21 protein-coding genes and 2 tRNA genes are annotated in these 25,217 nt (G+C 62.4%); 19 read left to right on the top strand and 4 right to left on the bottom strand.

The window, feature by feature from the left end:
* Window positions 1-190: 190 nt before the first annotated feature.
* Window positions 191-973 carry a 3-hydroxybutyrate dehydrogenase gene (locus WA904_RS08350; protein ID WP_425196660.1) on the bottom strand — a complete coding sequence of 261 codons (783 nt, stop codon included), beginning with the start codon at window positions 971-973 and terminating at the stop codon, window positions 191-193.
* 90 nt (window positions 974-1,063) lie between these two features.
* On the opposite strand from WA904_RS08350, the gene WA904_RS08345 reads away from it, so the two are divergent.
* From WA904_RS08345 to rimO, 5 genes are all read left to right on the top strand, one after another.
* Complete coding sequence (locus WA904_RS08345) at window positions 1,064-1,963, top strand: alpha/beta fold hydrolase (protein WP_425196659.1); 900 nt, start codon at window positions 1,064-1,066, stop codon at window positions 1,961-1,963.
* Between the two features lie 27 nt (window positions 1,964-1,990).
* Window positions 1,991-4,258 (top strand): RelA/SpoT family protein, encoded by a 2,268-nt coding sequence (locus WA904_RS08340; protein ID WP_425196727.1) that lies wholly within the window; start codon window positions 1,991-1,993, stop codon window positions 4,256-4,258.
* Window positions 4,259-4,334: 76 nt separating this feature from the next.
* Window positions 4,335-4,411: transfer RNA gene (locus WA904_RS08335), tRNA-Val, on the top strand.
* A 221-nt stretch (window positions 4,412-4,632) separates the two neighbouring features.
* Entirely contained in the window at window positions 4,633-5,169 is a 537-nt protein-coding gene (phaR, locus tag WA904_RS08330) for a polyhydroxyalkanoate synthesis repressor PhaR (RefSeq protein ID WP_425196726.1), read from the top strand.
* Window positions 5,170-5,232: 63 nt separating this feature from the next.
* The gene (rimO, locus tag WA904_RS08325; protein WP_425196658.1) at window positions 5,233-6,642 is read left to right on the top strand and encodes a 30S ribosomal protein S12 methylthiotransferase RimO; all 1,410 of its coding nucleotides are present in this window, start codon (window positions 5,233-5,235) and stop codon (window positions 6,640-6,642) included.
* 118 nt (window positions 6,643-6,760) lie between these two features.
* Here the strand turns inward: rimO and WA904_RS08320 are convergent.
* Window positions 6,761-6,845: transfer RNA gene (locus WA904_RS08320), tRNA-Leu, on the bottom strand.
* 244 nt (window positions 6,846-7,089) lie between these two features.
* Here WA904_RS08320 and rnr point away from each other — a divergent pair.
* Window positions 7,090-9,390 (top strand): ribonuclease R, encoded by a 2,301-nt coding sequence (gene rnr, locus WA904_RS08315; RefSeq protein WP_425196725.1) that lies wholly within the window; start codon window positions 7,090-7,092, stop codon window positions 9,388-9,390.
* Window positions 9,391-9,428: 38 nt separating this feature from the next.
* Window positions 9,429-9,977 (top strand): YggT family protein, encoded by a 549-nt coding sequence (locus WA904_RS08310; protein ID WP_425196657.1) that lies wholly within the window; start codon window positions 9,429-9,431, stop codon window positions 9,975-9,977.
* On the opposite strand, the gene WA904_RS08305 is transcribed toward WA904_RS08310, so the two are convergent.
* A complete protein-coding gene (locus WA904_RS08305; RefSeq protein WP_425196656.1) occupies window positions 9,924-11,495 on the bottom strand; it encodes an NAD(P)H-hydrate dehydratase in 1,572 nt (523 codons plus the stop codon). The genes WA904_RS08310 and WA904_RS08305 overlap by 54 nt on opposite strands.
* A 51-nt stretch (window positions 11,496-11,546) precedes the next feature.
* Window positions 11,547-12,818: a D-amino acid dehydrogenase gene (locus tag WA904_RS08300; protein WP_425196655.1), complete on the bottom strand. Its 1,272-nt coding sequence runs from the start codon at window positions 12,816-12,818 to the stop codon at window positions 11,547-11,549.
* 343 nt (window positions 12,819-13,161) lie between these two features.
* On the opposite strand from WA904_RS08300, the gene rpsB reads away from it, so the two are divergent.
* From rpsB to fabZ, 12 genes are all read left to right on the top strand, one after another.
* Window positions 13,162-13,914, top strand: a complete 753-nt coding sequence (gene rpsB / locus WA904_RS08295; protein WP_425196654.1) for a 30S ribosomal protein S2 — start codon at window positions 13,162-13,164, stop codon at window positions 13,912-13,914.
* 116 nt (window positions 13,915-14,030) lie between these two features.
* Window positions 14,031-14,945, top strand: coding sequence for a translation elongation factor Ts (gene tsf, locus WA904_RS08290; RefSeq protein ID WP_425196653.1), 915 nt, complete (start codon window positions 14,031-14,033; stop codon window positions 14,943-14,945).
* A gap of 63 nt (window positions 14,946-15,008) precedes the next feature.
* Window positions 15,009-15,719 (top strand): UMP kinase, encoded by a 711-nt coding sequence (gene pyrH / locus WA904_RS08285; RefSeq protein WP_300536184.1) that lies wholly within the window; start codon window positions 15,009-15,011, stop codon window positions 15,717-15,719.
* A gap of 59 nt (window positions 15,720-15,778) precedes the next feature.
* Complete coding sequence (gene frr, locus WA904_RS08280) at window positions 15,779-16,339, top strand: ribosome recycling factor (RefSeq protein ID WP_425196652.1); 561 nt, start codon at window positions 15,779-15,781, stop codon at window positions 16,337-16,339.
* Between the two features lie 150 nt (window positions 16,340-16,489).
* Window positions 16,490-17,233 (top strand): polyprenyl diphosphate synthase, encoded by a 744-nt coding sequence (gene uppS / locus WA904_RS08275; protein WP_425196651.1) that lies wholly within the window; start codon window positions 16,490-16,492, stop codon window positions 17,231-17,233.
* Complete coding sequence (locus WA904_RS08270) at window positions 17,233-18,069, top strand: phosphatidate cytidylyltransferase (protein WP_425196650.1); 837 nt, start codon at window positions 17,233-17,235, stop codon at window positions 18,067-18,069. The genes uppS and WA904_RS08270 overlap by 1 nt, the downstream gene beginning before the upstream one ends.
* Window positions 18,070-18,073: 4 nt before the next feature.
* Complete coding sequence (gene ispC, locus WA904_RS08265) at window positions 18,074-19,261, top strand: 1-deoxy-D-xylulose-5-phosphate reductoisomerase (protein WP_425196649.1); 1,188 nt, start codon at window positions 18,074-18,076, stop codon at window positions 19,259-19,261.
* A 13-nt stretch (window positions 19,262-19,274) separates the two neighbouring features.
* On the top strand, window positions 19,275-20,663 hold the full coding sequence (rseP, locus tag WA904_RS08260) for an RIP metalloprotease RseP (RefSeq protein ID WP_425196648.1): 1,389 nt from the start codon (window positions 19,275-19,277) through the stop codon (window positions 20,661-20,663).
* A gap of 13 nt (window positions 20,664-20,676) precedes the next feature.
* Window positions 20,677-22,983, top strand: a complete 2,307-nt coding sequence (gene bamA, locus WA904_RS08255; RefSeq protein WP_425196647.1) for an outer membrane protein assembly factor BamA — start codon at window positions 20,677-20,679, stop codon at window positions 22,981-22,983.
* Entirely contained in the window at window positions 22,983-23,489 is a 507-nt protein-coding gene (locus tag WA904_RS08250; RefSeq protein ID WP_425196646.1) for an OmpH family outer membrane protein, read from the top strand. Before bamA ends, WA904_RS08250 begins: the two co-directional genes overlap by 1 nt.
* 21 nt (window positions 23,490-23,510) lie before the next feature.
* A complete protein-coding gene (lpxD, locus tag WA904_RS08245; protein ID WP_425196645.1) occupies window positions 23,511-24,578 on the top strand; it encodes a UDP-3-O-(3-hydroxymyristoyl)glucosamine N-acyltransferase in 1,068 nt (355 codons plus the stop codon).
* Window positions 24,575-25,015, top strand: a complete 441-nt coding sequence (gene fabZ / locus WA904_RS08240) for a 3-hydroxyacyl-ACP dehydratase FabZ (protein WP_425196644.1) — start codon at window positions 24,575-24,577, stop codon at window positions 25,013-25,015. The genes lpxD and fabZ overlap by 4 nt, the downstream gene beginning before the upstream one ends.
* Window positions 25,016-25,217: the final 202 nt, after the last annotated feature.

Below are 25,217 nucleotides of genomic sequence, written 5' to 3'. Positions count from 1 at the left end.
CGGCGTTTTCCCCCGGAAGGCGCGTTACGCGGTGAGCCAGGGTGCGTGTCCTGCAGCGGTGCGTGCTATGAAAAAAGTAGCTTGCTACGACCGTGTCTATTGGGTTGCATGGCTTTTCCTCATTGAATTTCAGAAAAGCAGTGGTGCATGAACCCCATGCGGCCGGCAGACCGCAGGGCTGCGGAACGGCTTACTGGGCCGCCCAGCCACCGTCCATGTTCCAGGCCACGCCGCGCACATTGTTGCCGGCGGGCGAACAGAAAAACACGGCCAGCGCGCCGAGCTCCTCGGGTGTGGTGAATTGCATTGAGGGCTCTTTTTCGCCCAGCAGCTGCTGTGTGGCTTGCTCGTTGGAGATGCCGCCAGCCGCGGCTTTGGCGTCCACCTGCTTCTGCACCAGCGGCGTCAGCACCCAGCCGGGGCAGATGGCATTGCAGGTCACGCCGGTGGTGGCGTTCTCAAGGGCTGTGACCTTGGTCAGGCCCACGATGCCGTGTTTCGCGGCCACATAGGCGGATTTTTCAGCCGAGCCGACCAGGCCATGAACCGAGGCGACGTTGATGATGCGGCCCCAACCCTTGCCGCCGTTGGCAGCCTGCATGGCGGGCAATGCCAGGCGTGTGGCATGGAAGGCGCTGCTCAGGTTGATGGCGATGACGGCGTCCCAGCGTTCCACCGGAAAGTTCTCGATTTTTGCCACATGCTGGATGCCTGCGTTGTTCACCAGAATATCGACCTGTCCAAACCGTGCGGCGGCAAAACCCATCATGGCTTCAATGTCTGCGGGCTTGCTCATGTCTGCGCCGTGATAGGCCACTTTCACGCCCAGCGCCACGATTTCTGCCTGGGGTCCCTCGGTATCGCCGAAACCGTTGAGCACGATGTTGGCGCCCTGAGCTGCGAGCGCCTTGGCGATACCCAGACCAATGCCGCTGGTGGAGCCGGTCACGAGTGCAGTTTTACCTTTGAGCATGAAGTTTTCTCCGGATGATTTACGATGCCATGAAACGCTGAAAAAGCAGCTTGGGCAATTATCAAGCCTGCCAACCGGATTCCCTCCGTCATGACTGAACCTACGCTGAACTACGTATCCTGCCCCGATGCCTCGGAAGGGCATCGCATGGCTTACTGGCAGTGGGGTGACCCGGCCAATCCGCACGTGGTGCTGTGTGTCCATGGCCTGTCTCGCCAGGGGCGGGACTTCGACGTGCTGGCGGCGTACCTGTGCGACGAGGTCCGGGTCATTTGCCCCGACGTGGCTGGCCGCGGCCAGAGCGACTGGCTCCAGGACCCCATGGGTTACCAGATTCCGCAGTATGCAGCCGACATGATGGTGCTGCTCAATCAGCTGCACCAGCAAGCACCCATCACGACCCTGGACTGGGTCGGCACCAGCATGGGCGGACTGATCGGTATGGCGATTGCCGGCCAACCTGAGTTGCCCCTGCCTGTGCCTGTCAATAAACTGGTCCTGAATGATGTGGGGCCGGCCATCGAATGGCAGGCCATCACGCGCATCGCTGCCTACCTCGGCAAGGCCGGCCATTTCGCTTCGCTGCAGGAAGCCGCCGACGCGATGTGGGCCATCTCGACCAGCTTCGGCCCGCACACGCCCGAGCAGTGGCTGGCCCTGTCGCGTCACATGGTCAAGCCCGTGCCCGGGGCGGTTGACGGCAGCGTGATGCTGCATTACGACCCGGCGATCGCGGTGCCGGTGCGGGCCACGACCGAGGAGTCGGCCAGGCAGGGCGAAGCCATGCTTTGGCAACTTTTTGACAACATTAAGGCGCCGACGCTGGTCCTGCGCGGGGCACAATCGGATCTGCTCAGCGATGCCACGGCGCTGGCCATGACGCAACGCGGTCCCCGGGCACGCCTGGTGGAGTTTGAAGGGGTCGGGCATGCACCGACCCTGGTTGCCCTGGATCAGGTCTGCACGGTGGGCGACTTTCTTCTTGTCTGAAATTTTTTTCCTGAAAAACTGCTCGTGATGAAACATGCCGGGGCCGGGCCAGGTGCCTCGCCCAAACCGTCGTTGACTCCCTTTTCCAATGCGTCCATCGTGACAGCCACGGCAGACAGCCTGCCTGACCAGCCGCATGCGCTGGTCCGCGCCAGAGCCTTTGCCGAGCCATTGATCGCCAGCGAAACCCTGGACACCGGGGAAAACATCCTGGCCCATGCGGACGCCGTTGCCGCCATCCTCCGGGCCATTGGCGGGTCGGAAGCCATGCAGGCCGCCACCTACCTGGTGCATGCCTGCGCGCACCTGAACAAGCCGCAGGAGGTGATTGCCAAGGCTTTTGGCGCCAATTTCGCGGCGCTGGCCATGGAGACCACCAAGCTGGTCAATGTGCAGAAGCAGGCCCGCACTGCCGAGGCCAGGGCGCAGCTGGAAGACCCGGCGGCGCAGACCGAAAATGTCCGCAAGATGCTGCTGGCGTTTTCGCGCGACCTGCGGGTCGTCATGCTGCGGCTCGCATCGCGCCTGCAGACCCTGCGTCACTTTGCGGCCATCCGGCAACCCTGCCCACTGGCCGTGGCGCGGGAATCCCTCCATGTTTTTGCGCCCCTGGCCAACCGCCTTGGCATCTGGCAGATCAAGTGGGAAATGGAGGACCTGGCCTTCCGCTTTCTGGAGCCCGACACCTACAAGAGCATTGCCCGCCTGCTCGATGAAAAACGCGCCGAGCGCGAGGTTTTCATGGAGGCGCTGCGCGCCCAGCTGGAACGCGACCTGAACCAGAATGGTATCGCCGCGCTGGTGCAGGGCCGGCCCAAACATATCTACAGCATCGTCAAGAAAATGCGCGGCAAGGGGCTCGACTTCGAGCAGGTGTTCGACATCCGCGCGCTGCGCGTGATTGCCGCCGACGTCAAGGGCTGCTACGCGGCGCTCGGTTTTGTGCACTCGCATTTCACGCCGGTGGAGGGTGAATTCGACGACTACATTGCCAAGCCCAAGTCGAACGGTTACCAGTCCCTGCACACGGTGGTGCGCGATTCGCACCAGCGCGCAGTCGAAATCCAGATCCGTACGCAGGCCATGCACGACCATGCCGAGCATGGCGTGGCTGCCCACTGGGCCTACAAGGAGGCCGGCGCCAAGGGTTACAACGGTGTGTCGGCCAGCAGCGAGTACGACGCAAAAATTGCCGTGCTGCGGCAGTTGCTGGCCTGGGAGCGTGATTTGTCGGGGCCGGTGGCGGCCAAGGCGCGCGAAGCCAACCAGGGCCTGTTCGAAGACCGCATCTACGTCCTGACGCCCGACGCGGCCGTCGTTGAATTGCCGCAGGGCGCAACGGCGCTCGACTTTGCCTACAGCGTGCACACCAGCCTGGGCCACCGCTGCCGCGGCGCACGCATCGACGGTGCCATGGTGCCGCTGAACACGCCGCTGCAAAACGGCCAGACCGTGGAGGTTGTCACCACGAAAGAAGGCGGCCCCTCGCGCGACTGGCTCAACCCCGAACTCGGCTTCCTGGCCAGTCACCGCGCCAGGTCGAAAGTGCGTGCCTGGTTCAATGCGCAGGCCATGGCCCAGACGGTGGCCCGTGGGCGCGAGGCGGTGGAAAAGCTGCTGCAGCGCGAAGGCAAGACCGCGATGAAGCTTGAGGATGTGGCCACCCAGCTGGGCTTCAAGAGCGCCGAAGACCTGTTCGAGGTGGTGGGCAAGGACGAGCTGTCATTGCGCACGATCGAAAACATGCTCAAGCCGCCCGAGCCTGCCCCGACCCAGGATGACTACGTCCTGGCGAAAAAACCCCGGCATGACAAGGCCGCGGAGCGCGGACGCAAGGGCGGCGTGCTGGTGGTCGGCATCGACTCGCTGCTCACGCAGCTGGCCAAGTGCTGCAAGCCCGCGCCGCCGGATGCCATTCTCGGTTTTGTGACCAAAGGCAAGGGCGTGAGCATCCACCGCAGCGACTGCAGCAACTTCAGGAACATGGCCAGCGGCAGCCCCGACCGGGTGATTGAAGTCCAGTGGAGCCGACCCAAGAGCAGCGACGGTTCGGTCTACCCGGTGGACGTGGCCGTGGAAGCGGCTGACCGGCAAGGCCTGCTACGCGATATTTCGGAAGTGTTTGCACGGGAGAAAATGAACGTGATTGGCGTGCAGACCACCTCGGTCAAGGACAACCGCGGCGGCACGGCCTGGATGACGTTCACCGTGGAGGTGGCGGATTCGGGGCGGCTCAATCAGGTGCTGGCCATTGTTGCCGAGGTCGGCGGTGTGCGTTCCGCGCGTCGGCGGTGATGGGCTGCAAAAAATACGGCGCCCCGGGCAAAAGGCCGGATTTGCCCTGCTACAATGACGAGGTCGAACAGTCCTTAGGCGCGTAGCTCAGCTGGTTAGAGCACCACCTTGACATGGTGGGGGTCGTTGGTTCGAGTCCAATCGCGCCTACCAATTTCCTGAAGTTGTTTTCCCGTTCACCGGACCTCCGGTGCACACAGGGTAAACCAAGGGGATTGTGAGTATGCATACTTCCTAGAATGTCAGCAAGTCTTGTGCATCGGTACAGGCAGTCATTCACAGGAGTTCGCGCAGTGCCCAAAAGCAAGCCCACCAGTCAGTCCAGGAGCCGGTCAGCTGACGAGGCATCGCCTGCCGGCGATACGCCGGGAAAAATGTCAGGCGCCAAAGGCGGCAATGGCAAGGCCGCATCGCCGCGTGTCATCAAGAAGTACCCGAATCGCCGTCTCTATGACACCGATACCTCGGCCTACATCACCTTGACCGAAATCAAGAACCTTGTCATGGACAGCGCCGATTTTGTGGTGCGGGATGCCAAGACCAATGAAGACCTGACACGCAGCATCCTGCTGCAGATCATCCTGGAAGAAGAAGCCGGTGGCGCCCCCATGTTCACCGAGGCAGTGCTGGCCAACATCATTCGTTTCTACGGCAATGCGATGCAGGGCTTCATGGGCAGCTACCTCGAGAAAAACATCCAGTCGTTCATGGACTTGCAGGTCAAGATGTCCGAACAGTCCAAGGGCCTGACGCCGGAAGCATGGGCGCAGTTTGTCAATGCCCAGTCGCCGGCCATGCAGGGCATGATGGGCAACTATGTGGAGCAGTCAAAAACCGTGTTCACGCAGATGCAGGAGCAGATGCAAAAGCAGAGCGAGCAGATGCTCGCCGCGCTGGGCCTGAAGCGCTGACCCTATCCGGGTCTTTCAGGCCGAGCCCGTCCGCTGTGGGCCGGCTCTGAGACAATAGAGGGCATGAGCCAAGCCCTTGCCAATCCTCCATCTTCCACGCTGAACACGGCGCCCCGTGTCGGTTTTGTCAGCCTGGGCTGTCCCAAGGCCCTGACTGACTCGGAGCTGATCCTCACCCAGCTCAGCGCCGAGGGCTACCAGACCTCCAAGACCTTCGAAGGCGCCGACCTGGTAATCGTCAACACCTGCGGGTTCATTGATGACGCGGTCAGGGAAAGCCTGGACACCATTGGAGAGGCGCTGGCCGAAAACGGCCGGGTCATCGTGACGGGCTGCCTGGGTGCCAAGACAGGCGAGGGCGGAGCCAACCTGGTGCGCCAGATGCACCCCAGCGTGCTGGCCGTGACCGGCCCGCACGCCACGCAGGAAGTGATGGACGCGGTGCATCTGAACCTGCCCAAGCCGCATGACCCGTTTGTTGATCTGGTGCCCAACGCCTTTGGCATTGCCGGCATCAAGCTCACGCCGCGGCATTACGCCTACCTGAAAATCAGCGAAGGCTGCAACCACCGCTGCACCTTCTGCATCATCCCGTCGATGCGCGGCGACCTGGTGTCGCGGCCGGTCGGCGACGTGCTCAATGAAGCGCGTGCATTGTTTGAAGGCGGCGTACGGGAATTGCTGGTGATCAGCCAGGACACCTCGGCCTATGGCGTGGATGTGAAATACCGCACCGGCTTCTGGGACGGGAAACCGGTCAAGACCCGCATGCTGGAACTGGTGCAGGCGCTGGGCGAAATTGCCGAGCCCTATGGCGCATGGGTCCGCTTGCATTACGTGTATCCGTACCCAAGTGTGGATGAGATCCTGCCGCTGATGGCCACCGGCAAGGTGCTGCCTTACCTGGACGTACCGCTGCAGCACAGCCACCCCGATGTGCTCAAGCGCATGAAGCGGCCGGCCAGCGGCGAGAAGAACCTGGAGCGCATTTCGCGCTGGCGCGAAATCTGTCCCGAAATCGTGATTCGCAGCACCTTTATTGCCGGCTTTCCCGGCGAGACCGAGGGCGAATTCGAACATCTGCTGGACTTCATGCGCGAAGCGCAGATCGACCGGGCCGGCTGTTTTGCCTACAGCGCAGTGGAAGGCGCCACCGCCAATGACATTCCCGGCATGCTGCCGCTGGAACTTCGCGAAGAGCGCCGGGCGCGCTTCATGGCGGTGGCCGAGGCCGTGTCTGCTGACAAGCTGCAGCAGCGCGTGGGCTCGACCATGCAGGTGCTGGTCGATTCGGCGCCTGGCATGGGAAAAAAGGGAGGCGTGGGACGCAGCTATGCCGACGCGCCCGAGATTGACGGTGTCGTGAAATTGTTGCCGCCTGAGAAGATCAGCAAGACGCTGAAGGTCGGTGAATTCACCAGGGCACGAGTCGTTGGCACGCAGGGCCACGATCTGGTGGCGGTGCCGGTCTGAGCATTGCGGGCAAGACTGCAAGAGATGCAAAGGGTGCCGGGAAAGCACCTGAAAAGCAAAAAGGCCACTGGGTTGACAGTGGCCTTCGCTTTGCCAGCATTTGCTGACTGGATGTATCTGGTGCCCGGGAGAGAACTCGAATCTCCACATCTTGCGATACACGGACCTGAACCGTGCGCGTCTACCAATTCCGCCACCCGGGCACAGCCAGCAGTGTACCATTACAGAATCGATTTTCTGGACCGGGCACCAAAAAATTTCAGTCATGGCGCGCGCTGTACGGCACATGACGCACCGCCGATTTTTTTGCCGCGCAAGGTAAAAACAGGCACCGTAAATTTTCCGCAGGCAGCCTGCCTGCGCCAGAATTCCTTACACAATTAACCATCTCAAAAAGAGAGATTTCTTATCAAAACAACTACACACAGCAGCGGCCAGGGTGCCGGACTGCTTGCCGAATTTGAAGGCACTGTTTCAGGCCACCGCGACGGCCACGGCTTTGTGCTGCGCGATGACGGCGAAGCCGACATCTACCTGCCGCCCAACGAAATGCGTGCCGTGCTGCACAAGGACCGCGTCAAGGCGCGCATCGTGCGGCATGACCGCAAGAACCGACCCGAAGGCCGCGTCACGGAAATCATTGAACGTTCCCCCAATCCCATCATTGGCCGCCTGCTGCAGGAAAGCGGTGTCTGGCTGGTGGCACCCGAGGACAAGCGTTACGGCCAGGATGTGCTGATCCCCAAGGGGGCCATCGGCACGGCCAAGCCCGGGCAAATCGTGGTGGTCCAGCTGACCGAGCCGCCGGCGCTGTTTGGCCAACCGGTCGGCCGTGTCAAGGAAGTGCTCGGTGAAATCGACGACCCCGGCATGGAAATTGAAATTGCGGTGCGCAAATACGGTGTGCCGCATGAGTTCAGCGACGCCGCACTGGCCCTGGCCCGCACCCTGCCGGACGCCGTGCGCCCCGCCGACAAAAAAGGCCGCGTGGACCTGACCGACATTCCGCTGGTGACCATCGACGGGGAAGACGCGCGCGACTTCGATGACGCCGTGTATTGCGAGCCGGCCAAGGTGGGTCGCGGCAAGGGCTGGCGCCTGCTGGTGGCGATTGCCGACGTGAGCCACTATGTGGAAACCGGCAGTGCGATCGATATCGACGCCTACGACCGTGCGACCAGTGTTTATTTCCCGCGCCGCGTGATCCCGATGCTGCCCGAGAAGCTTTCCAACGGCCTGTGTTCGCTGAACCCGAATGTCGAGCGCCTGTGCATGGTCTGCGACATGCTGGTCAATGCCAAGGGGGAAGTCCACGCCTACCAGTTTTACCCGGCCGTGATGTTCAGCCACGCGCGTTTCACTTACACCGAAGTGGCCGCCATCCTGGCCAACACGCGCGGCCCGGAAGCCGCCCAGCGCAAGGCGCTGGTGCCGCACCTGCTGGACCTGCATGATGTCTACCAGGCACTGCTCAAGGAGCGTGGCGTGCGCGGTGCGGTGGACTTTGAAACCACCGAGACCCAGATCGTCTGCGACGAAGCCGGACGCATCGAGAAAATCGTGCCGCGCACCCGCAACGTTGCCCACCGCGTGATTGAAGAGGCCATGCTGGCGGCCAACGTCTGCTCTGCGGACTTCATCTCCGAGAGCAAACACGAAGGCCTGTTCCGCGTGCACGAGGGTCCCACGCCCGAGAAGAAAGACATACTGCGCACCTACCTGAAGGCCCTGGGCATTGGCATGACGATCACGGAGAACCCCGCACCGGGCGAGTTCCAGCAGATCGCCATGGCCACCAAAGACCGGCCCGATGCGATGCAGATCCATTCCATGCTGCTGCGCTCCATGCAGCAGGCGATCTACACCCCCATGAACGCCGGCCACTTCGGCCTGGCCTACGAGGCCTACACGCATTTCACCAGTCCGATCCGCCGTTACCCGGACCTGCTGGTGCACCGCGTCATCAAGGCGGTGCTGACCAAATCCAGGTACCAGCTGCCGGTGTTGCCGACCCCTGGCGAGGCCGAGGCCAAGCTGTCGAAACGGCTGGCCTCGCGCGTCACCGAGCCGGACCAGAAACCGAAAAAACCAACGGCCGACCAGCTCGCCTGGCAGGCCGCCGGCCTGCATTGCAGTGCCAATGAACGGCGCGCCGACGAGGCCAGCCGCGATGTGGAGGCCTGGCTCAAGTGCAAGTACATGCGCGAGCACCTGGGCGAGGAGTTCGGCGGCGTGGTCACGGCGGCCACCAGCTTCGGTATTTTTGTCACGCTCGATGCGATGTATGTCGAAGGGCTGGTGCACATCACCGAACTGGGCGGCGAGTACTTCCGCTTTGACGAGGCGCGCCAGGAACTGCGCGGTGAACGCACGGGCATTCGTTATGCCATCGGCACCCGTGTGCGTGTGCAGGTCAGCCGCGTCGACCTTGACGGCCGCAAGATCGATTTCCGCCTGGTGCGCGAGGGGGAAGAGCTGCTCACCCGCGCCATGAAGGACAAGGCCGGCGGGCGCAGTTCCGACCTGCCTGACCAGGAGCGCTCACCCGCGCGCAAAACCGAGCTGCGTGGCGACGAACGCAGCGGCAGGCGAGCCGACAAAGGTGTCGAGCAGCGTTCCAGCGCGCGCAGCGGCAGTACAGCCGGCAGCAGCCGGGCAGCCAAGTCGCCCATCCAGGCACTCAAGGCGGCCGTCAAGAAGTCGGCTGCCAGCGCAGGGCGCAAGCAGAGCAAGAAACCCCGGCGTTGAACATCGGTGGCGCCATCAAAAACCGGGACTGAAAAAACATGCTGATCCGCATCCTGTCCTTCCTGCTGGAAACCCTTTTTTTCGTGCTGATCGGGGCCGCGCTGCTGCGTGCCTGGATGAACCGGCTGCGCATCAACATGAGTGCGCAGCCGGGTTATTTTGTGATGGCCGTGACCGACTGGCTGGTCAAACCCCTGCGGCGAGTGTTGCCCAAGGCACTGGTGCAATCGCGCGTGGACTGGGCCAGCCTGTTGGCTGCGCTGCTGCTGACGCTGGTGTACGCGCTGCTCTGGGCGGCCCTTTTTGGCGCTTTGCTGAACCTGACTGCGGCCATGTTGCCGGCGCTGCTGCTGGCTTCGCTCAAGATGCTGGTTCGTGTGGCGCTGCAACTGGCCTTTGTCGTGGTGCTGGTGTACGCCATCATTTCCTGGCTGCAGCCCGGTTCGCCCATGTACAGCCTGCTCGGCCGGCTGGCCGAACCCCTGCTGGCGCCGCTGCGCCGAGTCATCCCGGCGATAGGCGGGGTGGACCTGTCAGCGCTGGTGCTGCTGCTCCTGCTGCAGATCGGCCTGATGATTCTGGGCTAGCAGGGAAGCCGTCAGTACCTGCCCGGGGTGGCTGGCTGGCCAGTTGTCGGCCAGCTGGCCATGCTGGAAAACGGCCGTGCAGGCAGCGCCGAATGCCGTGTAACCGCCAGCCAGCAAGGCACCGACCATGCCTGCCAACACATCACCGGTGCCCGCCGTGGCCAGGCGTGCATTGCCTGTGGCGTTGATGGCCGGGATTTCGCCGGGCGCGGCGATCACTGTGCCCGAACCCTTGAGTACCACCACACAGCCGAATTCTTCGGCCAGTTGTTGCGCGGCCGCCAGGCGGTCGGCCTGCACGGTGGCCGCGCTGCTGCCGAGCAGGCGCGCCGCCTCCAGCGGATGCGGCGTCAGGACTGTGCGGTAAGCGCGGCCCCGGCGCGCATGGAGCTGGGTTTGCAGCTGCGTGTCCCGGGCAATGGCATTGAGCGCGTCGGCGTCCAGCACGGCGGCCGGGGCGGCGGAGAGAATTTGTGGCAGAACGCCTGCTACCGCCTCGCCGCCGCCGCAGCCGCAAACCACCACCTGGGTTTTCAGGTCCAGCGCAGCCGGGCTGCGAAACATCAGTTCGGGCTGCTGCGGATCCACCGTGAGGACGGCCTGGCCGAGCAGGGCCACAAACACCCGTCCGGCACCCTCATGCAGGGCGGCACGTCCGGCCAGCAGGGCCGCGCCGCTCATGTGTATTGCGCCGTCTGTGCCGGACTGGCCGCCGACGATGGCGACATCTCCAAAACTGCCTTTGTGGCTGGTATGCGCCGCCAGGGCCCGGTTATGGCTGCCCGCGCGGTCCTGGCCCAGCAGCCAGGCGTCAGGTGCTGCGGTGGGCGCTGGCGCGACACCCAGGTCGTCCCACCACACCTGCCCGGCCAGGTCGCGGCCGGCGGCGGTGAACAGGCCTGGTTTCAGCGTCAGGAATGTCAAGGTAAATCGGCCTCCAGCCCTTTCCGGACGGGCGCCAGTTGCTATTGATTCAGGAGCAAGATCAGCCCCCGTGCTGGCGTCCAGTCCGCTCGGGATATCCAGCGCCAGAACGGGTTGGCCGGTGGCGCGCAGAAGGGCCAGCCATTCGCCGAGCAAATCGGCCTGGCCGGCGGCGTGGGCCAGACGGGGTGCGGCGCCTATGCCGAGCAGCGCGTCAATCGCGAAGTCGAAGCCGGACGGGGGTGTTTTTGCAAACGGAACACCGGCTGCGCGCGCCCGCACCAGCGAGGCCAGCGCATCGGCCGGCACTTTGGCCTGGTTCTGCGCGCCCAGCCAGGTCACGGTCACATTCTTCCCCCACTGGTGCAGGTGCATGGCCGCTTCGAGGCCGTCGCCACCGTTGTTGCCCGGGCCGCAGGCGATCCAGATGTGTTGTGCGTGCGGCGCCAGCGCCAGGCTCAGGCGAGCGCTGGCCAGTCCGGCGCGCTGCATCAGCGCGTGCGGTGCAAGGCCGGCTGCCGTCTGCTGTTCCAGCAGACGGGTCGCCGCCACGCCATGGAGCGGCAGGCTGAGGGCGCTGGAGAGGGCTTGCATGGGCTGATTGTGGGCGCTTCAGGCGCTTTTTAGGTGCTTTTTAGGTGCTTTTTAGGTGCTTGGGGCCTTGAGCCGGCTCAGGTTCAGCCCTTCCATGTCGATGTCCGGCGTTTTGCCGGCAATCAGGTCGGCCACGGCCCGCGCGCTGCCGCAGCTGAGTGCCCAGCCGCTGGAGCCGTGGCCGAGATTGAGCCACAGGCCGGGCAGGCCGCTGGCGCCCAGGATGGGTGGGCCGTCCGCCAGCATGGGCCGGGCGCCTTTCCATTCCTGCACATGGGCGGCCGGGTTGGAGGTGTGGGCAGCCCCGGGAAACCAGTCCTGCAGCACTTTGTACAGCGTCTGGATGGATGCGGCGCGCTTTTTGTCCGGCGCACCACCGATCTCGGCGCTGCCGGCCACGCGCACGCGGTTGCCCATGCGCGAGATGGCGACCTTGTACCGCTCGTCCATCAGCGCGCTGCGAGGCGCGTTCAGTGGCTCGCGGATGGGTGCGCTCACGGAGTAGCCATACACCGCCGCCATCGGAATCTTGATGCCCAGGGGCCGAAGCAGTTGCGCCGAAGCCAGTCCGGCACACAGGACCACCGCGTCGAAGTTCCGCGGCGTTGCTTCGCCTGCTATTAAAAAGGTAGCTGGTTGCGCCCGATCCATATGGGCCACGGTCGCATTGAACTCGAATTTCACGCCCAGACGCTGGGCTTCAGTCTTGAGCAGCAGCGCGAACTGGCGGCAATTGGCCACTTCGTCGTCGGGCAGATGAATGGCGCCCAGCAGGGCGGTGTCCGGATTCAGGGCCGGTTCTATCCGGCGCGCCTCGTCCGAGCCGATTTGCCGGAAAGCCACGCCGGCCTCACGCAGCACCTGCAGGCCGGGTTCGACCAGCAGGGCGTCCTGTTCGGCGCGCAGCAGCACCATGTAACCGGGGCTGCGGTCGTATTCGAGTTGCCGTTCGGCGGTGAGCTGGTGCAGGCGTGCGCGGCTGTAAAAAGCCAGGCGCTGCATCCGGCCCCGATTCGCCAGGTAAGTTTCCAGCCGGCACGCGCGCCACCACTTCCACATCCAGGCCAGCTCACTGCCGGACAGGGGCAGGCTGAGCCGGACCGGTGCGTGGCGACCCAGCAGGTGGCGCAACACCTTGCCCGGCATGCCCGGTGCAGCCCAAGGGGTGACGTAGCCCGGAGCCACCACGCCGGCATTGGCAAAACTGCTTTCTTCGGCGGCCGCGCCGCGGCGCTCGAAAACGGTGACCTCGTGGCCGTCCTGGGCGAGTTCCCAGGCGGTGGTGATGCCGATGATGCCGGCGCCGATGACCGCAACCCTCATGGGGTGACCCGCCATGGGCCAGGATGAGTAGCGGAAAGGGGGTAATTCATGGATGGATGGTCAGTTGGGCCTGCAGCCCATGCCAACCGGGCGCAGGCAGCTATCATTTTTATACTGAAGGTGAGATTGCCAAGGCGGTGCGAATTCCGCCTGCCAGGGTGCGGCGGTCTCCGGATGGGGACTGCTGACTGGCAGGGATGTTATACTCTGTGGGTTGTGCGAAAGGCAATTCGGCCACCGCGCAATAAATCGCAAATCAGCCATTCAAGGTGTTGCCCGCGAAGCTTTTTCAAGGTTTGCAGGCGATAAGCGCTGATTTTAGACACAACCTTTGGAGTTACTTATGTCAATTAGCATGCGTGAAATGCTGGAAGCCGGCGTCCATTTCGGTCACCAAACCCGCTTCTGGAATCCCAAGATGGCCCCGTATATCTTCGGCCATCGCAACCGTATCCACATCATCAACCTCGAAAAATCGCTGCCGATGTTCGAGGACGCGATGAAGTTCGCCAAGCAGCTTTCCGCCAACCGCGGCACCATCCTGATGGTGGGCACCAAGCGCCAGGCCCGCGAACTGGTTGCCACCGAAGCGCGCCGCGCCGGTGTGCCTTTTGTCGACCAGCGCTGGCTGGGTGGCATGCTGACCAACTTCAAGACGGTCAAGACCTCGATCAAGCGCCTCAAGGAAATGAAGGCCCAGCAGGAAGTCGGCCTCGACACCCTGAGCAAGAAAGAGCAGTTGACCTTCAAGCGCGAAATGGAAAAGCTGGAAAAAGATATCGGCGGCATCCAGGACATGAATGCCTTGCCTGACGCGATTTTTGTGATCGACGTGGGTTTCCACAAGATCGCCGTGCTCGAAGCCAAGAAGCTGGGCATCCCGCTGATTGGTGTGGTTGACTCCAACCATTCGCCCATCGGCATTGACTATGTCATTCCCGGCAACGACGACTCGTCCAAGGCCGTGGCGCTGTATGCCCGTGGCATTGCTGACGCCATCATCGAAGGCCGCGCCAATGCGGTCAACGACGTTGTGAAGATGGTCTCGGCCGAGAGCGGCGACGAATTCGTCGAAGTGGAAAACGCTGCAGCCTGATCGTTGCGGCCCTGCGCCTGACGCGAAAAAGGGGCTCGCGTAGCCCCTTTTTCACAGCCTTGTTCAAAAGGCACCCCTATTTATTTGAAGTCAACACGACACACGGAGAATTGAAGATGGCAATCACAGCAAGCATGGTCGCAGAGTTGCGCGCAAAAACCGACGCACCGATGATGGAGTGCAAGAAGGCCCTGACCGAGGCCGACGGTAACTTCGAAAAAGCCGAAGAAATCCTGCGTGTCAAGCTGGGCAACAAGGCCGGCAAGGCCGCTTCCCGCATCACCGCTGAAGGCGTGATCGCTTTCCACAGCGAAGGTGCCGTGGGCGCGCTGGTCGAGATCAACTGTGAAACCGACTTCGTCACCAAGAACGACAGCTTCCTGGCTTTCACCGATGCGGTGGTCAAGGGCATCGTCAAGAACAATCCGGCTGATGTGGGCGCAATCGGCGTCATGCCTCTGAGTCTGGACGGTTTCGGCCCGACAGTGGAAGACGTGCGCAAGGGCCTGATCGGCAAGATCGGCGAAAACATGAGCGTGCGCCGCTTCAAGCGCTTTGAAGGCGGCAAGCTGGCTTCCTACCTGCACGGCACGCGCATCGGCGTGGTGGTCGAGTACGAAGGCGACGAAGTACCCGCCAAGGATGTTGCCATGCATGTGGCCGCCATGAAGCCGGTGTCGCTGTCGAGCGACCAGGTGCCTGCCGAGCTAGTGGCCCGCGAGCGTTCGGTCGCTGCGGCCAAGGCTGCCGAGGACGCCGCTGTGGCCACCGCTGCCGGCAAGCCGGTGCAATCGCCCGAAATTGTTGCCAAACGTATTGAAGGCGGTGTTCAGAAGTACCTCAAGGAGGTGTCCCTGTTCAACCAGCCCTTCGTGAAGAACGACAAGCAGACCGTCGAGCAGATGCTCAAGGAAAAAGGCACGACCGTGAAGGCTTTCACGCTGTATGTCGTCGGCGAAGGCATCGAGAAAAAGGTCGACGATTTTGCTGCTGAAGTTGCTGCCCAGGTGGCTGCCGCCAAAGCCGCCTGATTGCACCCGCTGACCCGAAAGGCCGCTAAACTTACGCCGATAAAAACGACAGGAACTCCCCTCATGCCAGCCTACAAGCGAATCTTGTTGAAACTTTCAGGCGAAGCCTTGATGGGAGACGATGCCTTCGGTATCAACCGTGCGACGATTGTGCGCATGGTCGAGGAGATTGCCGAAGTGACCCGCATGGGCGTGGAAGTGGCTGTCGTGATCGGCGGAGGCAACATCTTCCGCGGTGTGGCGGGCGGTTCGGTGGGCATGGACCGTGCCACCGCCGACTACATGGGTATGCTGGCCACCGTGATGAACGCGCTGGCACTCGGCGACACCATGGACAAGGCGGGCCTGACACCGCGCGTCATGTCGGCCATCGGCATCGAGCGCGTTGTCGAGCCGTATGTTCGCCCCAAGGCTTTGCAGTACCTTGAAGAGGGCAAGGTTGTCATTTTCGCCGCGGGCACCGGCAATCCTTTTTTCACCACCGACACCGCCGCCGCCCTGCGCGGCGCGGAGATAGGTGCCGAGATTGTGCTGAAGGCCACCAAGGTCGATGGCGTGTACAGCGCAGATCCCAAGAAAGATCCTTCGGCTACACGTTACACCAACATCACCTTCGACGAAGCCATGGGCAAGAACCTCGAAGTGATGGATGCCACCGCCTTCGCACTGTGCCGTGACCAGAAACTGCCGATCAAGATCTTCAGCATCTTCAAGCACGGTGCGCTCAAGCGCGTGGTGCAAGGCGAAGACGAAGGAACACTGGTCCACGTCTGAAGCCTGCCGATGCGCATGCCATTCCTTTGCAGAACAAGAATCCTCCGGAGATTTTCATCATGAGCATTCCCGATATCAAGAGCCTGGCCGAGCAGAAAATGCAGCAATCGGTGGAGTCTTTCAAGCATGCGCTGACGAAGATCCGCACCGGCCGAGCCAACCCCGGCCTGCTGGACACCGTGCAGGTGGACTATTACGGCGCCATGGTGCCGATCAGCCAGGTGGCCAACGTGTCGCTGCTCGATGCCCGCACCATCAGCGTTGCGCCGTGGGAAAAGGGCATGGGGGCCAAGATCGAAAAAGCCATTCGCGACTCTGACCTTGGCCTCAACCCGGCGTCCCAGGGCGACCTGATCCGCGTGCCGATGCCGGCCATGACCGAAGAGCGCCGCAAGGAGCTGACCAAGGTGGTCCGTGCCGAAGGCGAACATGCCAAGGTCGCCATCCGGAATCTGCGCCGCGACGCGAATGACAGCGTCAAGAAACTCGTGAAGGACAAGCTGGCTTCCGAAGACGACGAGCGCCGGGCCCACGACGAAGTGCAGAAGTTCACCGACCGTTTCATTGCAGAAGTCGACAAGCTGGTCGCGGGCAAGGAACAAGACATCATGGCGGTCTAGATTGCCCCCACGGTCGCTCACTTCGTGTAGCTCCCTGCCCCCCGAGGGGGCCGCTGCGCCTGCGGGCCGTCAAAGCCGGACCCGCGGCCCCTGCTTGAAAAGTCAACTGCCACCATGCACGCGCGCCGTGCGTAGTGACTGACTGCCGACATGGCTCAAACAAATTCCGTCGCCGTTCCGCACCACGTTGCCATCGTGATGGATGGCAATGGTCGCTGGGCCACGCGTCGCTTCCTGCCGCGTATTGCCGGGCACAAGCAGGGTGTGGGCGCGCTGAATCGCTGCGTGCAGGCCTGCATGGCGCGCGGCATCGGCGTGCTGACGGTGTTTGCCTTTTCATCCGAAAACTGGAACCGGCCCCCGGAAGAAGTCTCCGGGCTCATGGAGCTGCTGGGGCTGTCGCTGGCGCGGGAAGTGCCCTCGCTCAAGGCCCATGGTGTGCAGCTGCATTTTGTCGGCGACAGGCAGCGTCTGTCCGACAAGTTCAAGGCCGGGCTGGATCAGGCAGAGCAGGCCACCGCAGACAACCAGCGACTGGTTCTCAATGTGTGTTTCAACTACGGCGGCCGCTGGGACATTGCCCAGGCGGCACGCAAGCTCGCTGCCGAAGGTCGGGAAATCACAGAAATGGCACTGGACCGTGCACTGGCGCTGGCCCATGTGCCGGATCCGGACCTCGTGATCCGCACTGGTGGCGAGCTGCGCATTAGCAACTTCCTGCTCTGGCAGGCAGCTTACTCCGAACTGCACTTCTCCGACAAGCTCTGGCCTGATTTCGACGACGCGGCACTCGATGAAGCGATCGCGGCTTACCGCAGCCGGGAGAGACGCTTCGGACAAACCTCCGCGCAAGTTGTTCCGGACCCGCGCGACCCCACCATGAAGGCCGCCTGATGCTCAAGCAACGTGTCATCACTGCGCTTGTCATGTTGGCCATTCTGCTGCCGGCGCTGTTTTACCGCACCCCGGTGCCGTTCGCCCTGGTGGCCCTGGTGCTGATTGCGGCCGGCGCGTGGGAATGGGCGCGCCTCAATGGCTACGACCAACTCAGCGCGTTGCTGGCCGGTTTTGCCTGCGTGGTGCTGTGCGGCATGTCCTGGGATCTGGGCCTGCTCGATCAGACCCTGCCTTTGCTCTGGCGGCTGGCTGGCGCAGCCTGGGTGCTGGCGGGGTCCTGGCTGCTGCGTGGCGGAGTGGCAGGCTGGTCGCGCATCCCGCGGGCCCTGCGCCTGGTCGGCGGCATACTGGCGCTCTGGCTCGCGTGGCTGGCTGTGGCACAGGCGCGCTTCATCGGCATCGAGTTCCTGTTGTCGGTGCTGCTGCTCGTCTGGGTTGCCGACATCGGTGCTTATTTTTCCGGCAAGGCCCTGGGTGGACGCTTCAGCAAAAGCAAGCTGGCCCCCGCGATCAGCCCCGGCAAAAGCTGGGAAGGTGTCTGGGGCGGCATGGTTGGTGTCCTGCTGCTGTGTATCGCCTGGCTGGTACTGGACACCACAGGAGAAAGTTTGTATGCGCGCCTGGCCGCGCAGCACGGCCTGGCGCTGACATTGCTGTCCATGATTTTCCTGGCCGCTCTCAGTGTGGTGGGTGACCTCGTCGAATCACTGATCAAGCGCAGCGCGGGTGCCAAGGATTCCAGCGGCCTGCTGCCAGGCCACGGCGGCGTGCTGGACCGCGTCGATGCGCTCCTGCCTGTGCTGCCGCTGGCCATGATGCTGCTGACCGTCTAGGGCTATGACATCCATGAAAAAACGCATCACAGTGCTGGGCTCGACCGGCTCGGTCGGGGTCAACACACTGGATGTGATCGCCGGCCATCCGGACCGCTTTGAGGTTTTTGCGCTCAGCGCGGCCACACAGACCGACCTGATGCTGGCGCAATGCATCCGCTTCAAACCACGCTACGCCGTCATGGCCAGTGCGCCGCATGCCCGCGTTCTGGCCCAAAGCCTGAAGGAAAACGGGCTTCAAACCGAGGTACTGCTTGCGCCAGATGCTCTTGAAATAATAGCATCTGATGATGGCGTGGACACCGTGATGGCCGCCATCGTTGGGGCGGCCGGGCTGGCGCCCTGCATGGCCGCGGCGCGTGCCGGCAAGCGTTTGCTGCTGGCCAACAAGGAGGCGCTGGTGGTGGGCGGTGAAGTGTTCATGCAGGCCGTGCGCGAGGGCGGAGCCCAGCTGCTGCCCATTGATAGCGAGCATTCGGCGATTTTCCAGTCCCTCCCGGAGGACCCGGCGGCCTGGGCTGAACGCATCGACAAGATCATCCTGACCGCTTCTGGCGGGCCGTTTCGCACCCGCGCACCAGCCACCCTGCGCGATGTCACGCCCGACGAGGCCTGCGCCCACCCCAACTGGGTCATGGGCCGGAAGATCTCGGTGGACTCGGCCACCATGATGAACAAGGCCCTCGAAGTGATCGAGGCCCGTTACCTGTTCGGTCTGGCGCCGGCGCAGATCGAGGTGGTGATTCACCCGCAAAGCATCATCCATTCGATGGTTCAGTACCGCGACACCTCGGTGGTGGCGCAGCTGGGCACGCCCGACATGCGGGTACCCATTGCCTACGGCCTGGCCTGGCCTGGCCGGATCTCTTCGGGTGCGCAGGCCCTCGACTTCCGGGCGCTGGCCACCATGACTTTTGCGGTGCCCGATGACGAGCATTTCCCCGGGCTGCCACTGGCCTGGGAGGTGCTGAATGCCCCGGTCGGCACCACAGCGGTGCTCAACGCCGCCAATGAAATTGCGGTGGCTGCCTTTCTTGAAAAACGCATTCGTTTCGACCAGATTCATGCGGTGAACCGTGGAACTCTGGATTCCGTGAACGTCTCTGAAATCCGTGGGATAGGGGACTTGCTGGCGCTGGATGCCCAATCGCGTGCCGCAGCCACCAGAATCGCCGGGAATCTGGCGACTTGACAGGAGTTTTGCCATGCTGACCTTGGTCGCCTTTGTTGTTGCCCTGGGAATCCTGATTGCTGTCCACGAGTATGGCCACTACCGCGTGGCTGTCGCCTGCGGCATCAAGGTCCTGAAGTTTTCCGTGGGCTTTGGCAAGCCGATCTACACCTGGCGGCTCAGGAGTCGACCCACCGAGTTTTCCATCGGCCTGCTGCCGCTGGGGGGCTACGTCAAGATGCTTGACGAACGGGAAGGCCCGGTCGATCCCGCGGAGCGGCACCTGGCCTTCAACACGCAACCTTTGCGCGCGCGTGCCGCGGTGGTTGCTGCGGGCCCGGCCGCCAACCTGCTGCTGGCCATTGTCCTGTATGCCGTTGTCAACTGGAGCGGCTTGCAGGAGCCCCAAGCCATCCTGGCCAGCCCCGTGGCAGGCTCGATCGCGGAGCTTGCCGGTTTGCGTGGCGGCGAACGGGTGCAGCAGGCGGCTTTCGGAGACGAAGACCTGCAGGATGTGCGCTCCTTTGAAGACCTGCGCTGGCGGCTGACGCAGGGTGCGCTCAGCGGCCGCGATGTACAGCTGCTGGTCAGCCCGGATGGCGAGCAGCCGCGGGGGGCGGACGCGAATCCTGTGCCGACACGCAGTGTCGTGCTGCCGTTGAGCCAGCTGCAGGCCGCGGATGCCGATGCGCAGCTGTTTCGCAAGATCGGCATCGTCGGACCGTGGACACAGGCGGTCATCGGCGAACTGATGCCGGGCGGGGCGGCGGAAAAAGCAGGCTTGCGCAGCGGCGACGTGGTGCTTCGTGTTGGCGACCGCGTCGTGGTCGATGGTCAGCAACTGCGTGAAGTCATCCGGGCATCGGCCTCCCTGGCGCAAGGCCCGACCCAGACCTGGCACATCCTGAGGGCAGGGCAGGCCCTGTCCCTGCCGGTCACGCCCGAGGTCCGGCAGGAAGGTAGCCAGTCCATTGGTCGGATCAGCGCTTATGTGGGCGCACCGCCTGCGATGGTCACGGTGCGTTATGGGCCAATCGACGGCTTGTGGAACGGGGTGGTCCGCACCTGGCAGGTCTCCGTGCTGACGCTGAAGATGATGGGCAAGATGCTGATTGGCGAAGCTTCGCTGAAAAACCTCAGCGGGCCTCTGACCATTGCCGACTACGCCGGCAAATCTGCGTCCATCGGCTGGACGGCGTACCTGCTCTTTTTGGCGCTGATCAGCGTGAGCCTGGGCGTGCTCAATTTACTGCCGCTGCCGGTTCTGGATGGGGGACACCTGATGTATTATCTTTGGGAGGCGATCACCGGCAAAGGCGTGTCTGAAGCCTGGATGGACCGCCTGCAGCGCGGAGGTGTTGCAATCCTGCTGGGCATGATGTCGGTGGCCCTGTTTAACGATGTCTCCCGGCTTTTGGGTTAATTCCGTACTTTTCATGCAAAAACAAAACAAACGATTCAAAGTCCGCAGCGTTTCCGCGATTGTGGCCAGTTTCCTCATCGCGCATGCGGCCTGGGCCGTGGATCCTTTCACCGTGCGCGATATACGGGTCGAAGGCTTGCAGCGCGTGGAGCCGGGGACCATTTTTGCTTCCTTGCCCTTTCGGGTGGGAGAAACCTACACCGACGACAAGGGCGCAGGCGCAATCCGGGCCCTGTTCGGGCTGGGCCTGTTCAAGGATGTCCGGCTCGAAGTCAGCGGGGATGTGCTGGTGGTGATCGTCGAGGAGCGCCCAACAGTGGCCGACGTGGATTTCGTCGGCGCCAAGGAGTTTGACAAGGAAGTGCTGAAGAAAGCTCTGCGCGAGATTGGTCTGGCCGATGGCCGGCCCTTCGACAAGGCGCTGGCCGACCGGGCCGAGCAGGAACTCAAGCGCCAGTACATCAACCGAAGCCTGTACGGCGTCGAGGTGCTGACCACGGTGACACCGATCGAACGCAACCGGGTCAATGTGACTTTCAGCGTCACCGAAGGCGATGTCGCCAAGATCAAGGAAATCCACATCGTCGGAAACAAGGTATTCAGCGAATCCACACTGCGTGGCCTGTTCGACCTGGATACCGGCGGCTGGCTGAGCTGGTACACCAAATCCGACCGTTATTCACGTGCCAAGCTCAATGCCGACATCGAAACCCTGCGCTCTTACTACCTGACGCGCGGCTACCTCGAGTTCAAGGTCGACTCCACCCAGGTGGCGATTTCCCCGAACAAGCAGGATATTTCGGTGACCATCAACATCACCGAGGGTGAACGCTTCACCGTGTCCGGTGTCAAGCTCGAAGGCAACTTCCTGGATCGGGACGAAGAATTCAAGTCCCTGGTGACCATCAAACCCGGCGAAGCCTACAACGCGGACCAGGTGGCCCAGACCGTCAAGTCTTTCACGGAGTATTACGGTAGTTTCGGCTTTGCCTTCGCGAAAGTCGAAGCGCGTCCCGAAATTGACCGGGCCAACAACCGCGTGGCTTTTGTCCTGCAGGGCGATCCGTCGCGCCGGGCTTATGTGCGCCGCATCAACGTCAGTGGCAACAACCGCACGCGTGACGAAGTGGTTCGCCGGGAGTTCAGGCAGTTTGAAGCCTCCTGGTACGACGGCGACAAAATCCGCCTCTCGCGTGACCGGGTGGACCGCCTGGGTTACTTCACCGAGGTCAACATCGACACGCAGGAAGTGCCTGGTACGCCGGACCAAGTGGACCTGAACCTGGCCGTGGTGGAAAAACCCACCGGCAATCTGCAGCTCGGTGCCGGTTTTTCCAGCGCCGACAGGCTGTCGCTCATCTTTGGTTTCAAGCAGGAAAATGCGTTCGGTACCGGTAACTACATGGGGCTGGAAGTCAACACCGGAAAATACAACCGTCAGCTGGTGCTGAGCACCGTTGACCCTTATTTCACGGCTGACGGCATTTCGCGTACTTTCGATCTTTACACCCGAACCTCGCGTCCCTACAGCAGCCAGCTTGGTGTGGTGAACACCGACTACGCGATCAAAACCACCGGTGGCAGTGTGCGTTTTGGTGTGCCCTTCAGCGAAGTGGACACGGTTTATTTTGGCGCAGGACTGGAGCAGATTGAGATTTCCGGAACCAATCTACCGGTGGTTTACCAGGACTACATTCGGGACTTTGGTGCCAAAAGCAATTCAGTCCCGTTGACCATTGGCTGGACGAGAGATGATCGGGACAGTGCCCTGGTGCCCACCAAAGGACGGTTCCAGCGCGTTTATGGCGATTGGGGCATCGCGGGGGACGCCAGGTTCCTGCGCGCCAATTATCAGTTCCAGCAATACATTCCGCTGAACAAGCAATTCACGGTCGCCCTGAACACTGAACTGGGTTGGGGCAAAGGCCTCAATGGACAACCTTTCCCGGTGTTCAAGAATTCCTATTCAGGTGGTCTGGGTTCTGTGCGCGGCTATGAGCCAGGCACCCTGGGTCCCCGCGACAGCCAGGACAACTCCATCGGCGGACCGAAAAAAATCACGCTGAATGCCGAAGTCCTGATGCCTTTCCCTGGTGCCGGCAACGACAGGACCTTGCGGCTCTTCGGTTTTGTAGATGCGGGCAATGTGTTCGGCGAGAAGGAAAAATACGATCTCGGCGAGCTGCGTACGTCGGCAGGTTTCGGTGTCAGCTGGATTTCTCCCCTGGGTCCCTTGCGGTTGGCGTTTGCCCATCCGATGAACAAGAAGCCAACAGATAGAATCCAGAGATTGCAATTCCAAATTGGTACATCCTTCTAATGAAGTATTCCTCATACAAGTTTTTCCTGGCGGCCGTGATGACACTGGCCGCGTTTGCGGCGGGCGCTCAGGAGTTCAAGGTCGGCGTCGTTATCATTGACCGCATCTTCCGCGAAGCCAACAGCGCCAAAGCAGCCCAGGCCAAATTGGAGCAGGAGTTCGGCAAGCGCGACAAAGAGATTACCGACCTCGGAACCCAGCTCAAAACGGCGGCAGACAAGTTCGAGCGCGAAGCGCCGACGCTTTCGGAGAGCCAGCGTATTGCACGCCAGAAGCAACTGGTGGAACAGGACAGGGAATTCCAGCGCAAACGCCGGGAGCACCTGGAGGATCTCAATTCGCGCAAGAACGAAGAACTGCAGCAGCTCATTGAGCGCGCCAACAAGGTTGTCAAAGCGGTGGCCGAGTCTGAAAAGTACGACCTGATCCTGGAAGGGGCGGTCTACGTCAGTCCGAAGCATGACATCACCGACAAGGTCATCAAGGCGCTCAACGCCAGCAAATAAGCATTCAGGGACAAGCCAGGTGTGACGCTCAGACTCGGGGACATTGTTGCATCGCTGGCTGGCGAGTTTGACGCCCGGTTGGTGGGAGACCCGGATGTCCTGGTTGAAAGGCTCGCCCCGCTCGAATCTGCCGGAGCCGCCGAGCTCACCTTCCTCAGTCATCCCAAATACCAGAGCAAGCTCGGCCAGTCCGCTGCTGCCTGCGTGGTGGTGGGACCGGCTGCTGCAGAACCCGCCATGCAGCGCGGAGCCTGCATCATCGTCCATGACCCTTATCTGTACTTTGCCCGCATCACCCAGCTCTGGAAGCAGCGCCATCAACCGCCTCCCATGGCAAGCGTGCACCCCAGCGCCTTCATCGATCCCCTGGCACAGCTGGCACCCGATGTGACGGTGGACGCCTTTGCCTGCGTGGGCGCCCATGCGGTGTTGGGTCCAGGCGTTCGTGTAGGCGCACATGGCGTGATTGGCAGCGACGTCCGCATCGGCGCCGGTACCCATCTGGCGGTCCGTGTGACGGTGGCAGACGGGTGTTCCCTTGGAGAGCGCTGCATCGTGCATCCGGGCGCCGTGATCGGTGCCGACGGCTTCGGTTTCGCCCCCCATGACGGCCGCTGGGAGAAAATCGAGCAACTGGGGGCTGTGCGCATCGGTAACGATGTGGAGATTGGCGCCAACACCTGCATTGACCGGGGCGCGTTGCAGGACACGGTGATCGACGACGGGGTCAAGCTGGACAACCTGGTGCAGATAGGCCACAACGTGCGCATCGGCCGGCACACCGCCATGGCCGGTTGCGTGGGGGTGGCGGGTAGCGCCACCATCGGTGCGCACTGCACGGTGGGCGGGGGCGCCGTGGTGCTGGGGCATTTGAGCCTTGCCGATCATGTGCATGTTTCGGCTGCTTCGGTGGTCACGCGATCAATTCACAAGCCGGGGCATTACACCGGGCTGTTTCCCATCGACGACAATGCGCAGTGGGAAAAAAATGCAGCCACGCTCAAGCATCTTCACGCTTTGCGTGAACGCCTTAAGGCGCTGGAGCAAACGACCGAAAAAGCCTTTGGAAAGAAACAAGAAAAATCATGATGGACATTCACCAAATCCTCAAGCAGCTGCCGCACCGCTACCCCTTTTTGCTGGTGGACCGCGTGCTTGAACTCGACAAGGGTAAACGCATCAAGGCCCTGAAAAACGTCACGATCAACGAACCTTTTTTCACCGGGCACTTCCCGCACCGGCCGGTGATGCCGGGCGTGCTGATGCTTGAAGCCATGGCCCAAGTAGCCGCTTTGCTGGCTTTCGACATGCAGGGCGTGACGCCCGATGACAAGACCGTGTATTACTTTGCGGGCATAGACGGTGCCCGTTTCAAGCGGCCGGTGGAACCGGGTGACCAACTGATCATGGAGCTGACGCTGGACCGTCTCAAGGCCGGTGTGTTCAAGTTCAAGGGCACGGCGCATGTCGAAGGCAATATGGTCTGCGAGGCCGAACTCATGTGCACCATGCGCACCATCGCTTGAATGGCCCCCACGCTTTTCGCTTCGCGTAATGCGCTGCACCTTGCAGGCCGCCGCTCGCCAGAGGCTTCGCTTCTGGCGCCTGTCCAAACCTGCTCAAGCAGGTTCGGAGCCGCAGGCTCCAGCCCCGAGGGGGCCGTTACGCCTGCGGTCTGGCAGAGCCAGTCCCGCGGCCCCGGCTTGACGGGGACCTTGCCTGGGTGGC

The sequence above is a fragment of the Polaromonas sp. genome (genome assembly GCF_049790275.1).
Classification (GTDB): Bacteria; Pseudomonadota; Gammaproteobacteria; order Burkholderiales; family Burkholderiaceae_C; genus Polaromonas.
The sequence above is the reverse complement of the archived record's forward strand: the minus strand, read 5'-3'. Positions and strand labels throughout refer to the sequence as shown.

Excerpts from the sequence above, each read along its gene's own strand:
- ispC (WP_425196649.1), top strand. The coding sequence starts at position 18,074 with ATGACATCCATGAAAAAACGCATCACAGTGCTGGGCTCGACCGGCTCG.
- rseP (WP_425196648.1), top strand. The coding sequence starts at position 19,275 with ATGCTGACCTTGGTCGCCTTTGTTGTTGCCCTGGGAATCCTGATTGCT.
- WA904_RS08310 (WP_425196657.1), top strand. The coding sequence starts at position 9,429 with ATGCTGATCCGCATCCTGTCCTTCCTGCTGGAAACCCTTTTTTTCGTG.
- fabZ (WP_425196644.1), top strand. The coding sequence starts at position 24,575 with ATGATGGACATTCACCAAATCCTCAAGCAGCTGCCGCACCGCTACCCC.
- WA904_RS08350 (WP_425196660.1), bottom strand. The coding sequence starts at position 973 with ATGCTCAAAGGTAAAACTGCACTCGTGACCGGCTCCACCAGCGGCATT.
- rpsB (WP_425196654.1), top strand. The coding sequence starts at position 13,162 with ATGTCAATTAGCATGCGTGAAATGCTGGAAGCCGGCGTCCATTTCGGT.
- tsf (WP_425196653.1), top strand. The coding sequence starts at position 14,031 with ATGGCAATCACAGCAAGCATGGTCGCAGAGTTGCGCGCAAAAACCGAC.
- uppS (WP_425196651.1), top strand. The coding sequence starts at position 16,490 with ATGGCTCAAACAAATTCCGTCGCCGTTCCGCACCACGTTGCCATCGTG.
- bamA (WP_425196647.1), top strand. The coding sequence starts at position 20,677 with ATGCAAAAACAAAACAAACGATTCAAAGTCCGCAGCGTTTCCGCGATT.
- phaR (WP_425196726.1), top strand. The coding sequence starts at position 4,633 with ATGTCAGGCGCCAAAGGCGGCAATGGCAAGGCCGCATCGCCGCGTGTC.
- WA904_RS08340 (WP_425196727.1), top strand. The coding sequence starts at position 1,991 with ATGAAACATGCCGGGGCCGGGCCAGGTGCCTCGCCCAAACCGTCGTTG.
- WA904_RS08300 (WP_425196655.1), bottom strand. The coding sequence starts at position 12,818 with ATGAGGGTTGCGGTCATCGGCGCCGGCATCATCGGCATCACCACCGCC.
- WA904_RS08270 (WP_425196650.1), top strand. The coding sequence starts at position 17,233 with ATGCTCAAGCAACGTGTCATCACTGCGCTTGTCATGTTGGCCATTCTG.
- rimO (WP_425196658.1), top strand. The coding sequence starts at position 5,233 with ATGAGCCAAGCCCTTGCCAATCCTCCATCTTCCACGCTGAACACGGCG.
- frr (WP_425196652.1), top strand. The coding sequence starts at position 15,779 with ATGAGCATTCCCGATATCAAGAGCCTGGCCGAGCAGAAAATGCAGCAA.
- pyrH (WP_300536184.1), top strand. The coding sequence starts at position 15,009 with ATGCCAGCCTACAAGCGAATCTTGTTGAAACTTTCAGGCGAAGCCTTG.
- WA904_RS08250 (WP_425196646.1), top strand. The coding sequence starts at position 22,983 with ATGAAGTATTCCTCATACAAGTTTTTCCTGGCGGCCGTGATGACACTG.
- WA904_RS08345 (WP_425196659.1), top strand. The coding sequence starts at position 1,064 with ATGACTGAACCTACGCTGAACTACGTATCCTGCCCCGATGCCTCGGAA.
- WA904_RS08305 (WP_425196656.1), bottom strand. The coding sequence starts at position 11,495 with ATGCAAGCCCTCTCCAGCGCCCTCAGCCTGCCGCTCCATGGCGTGGCG.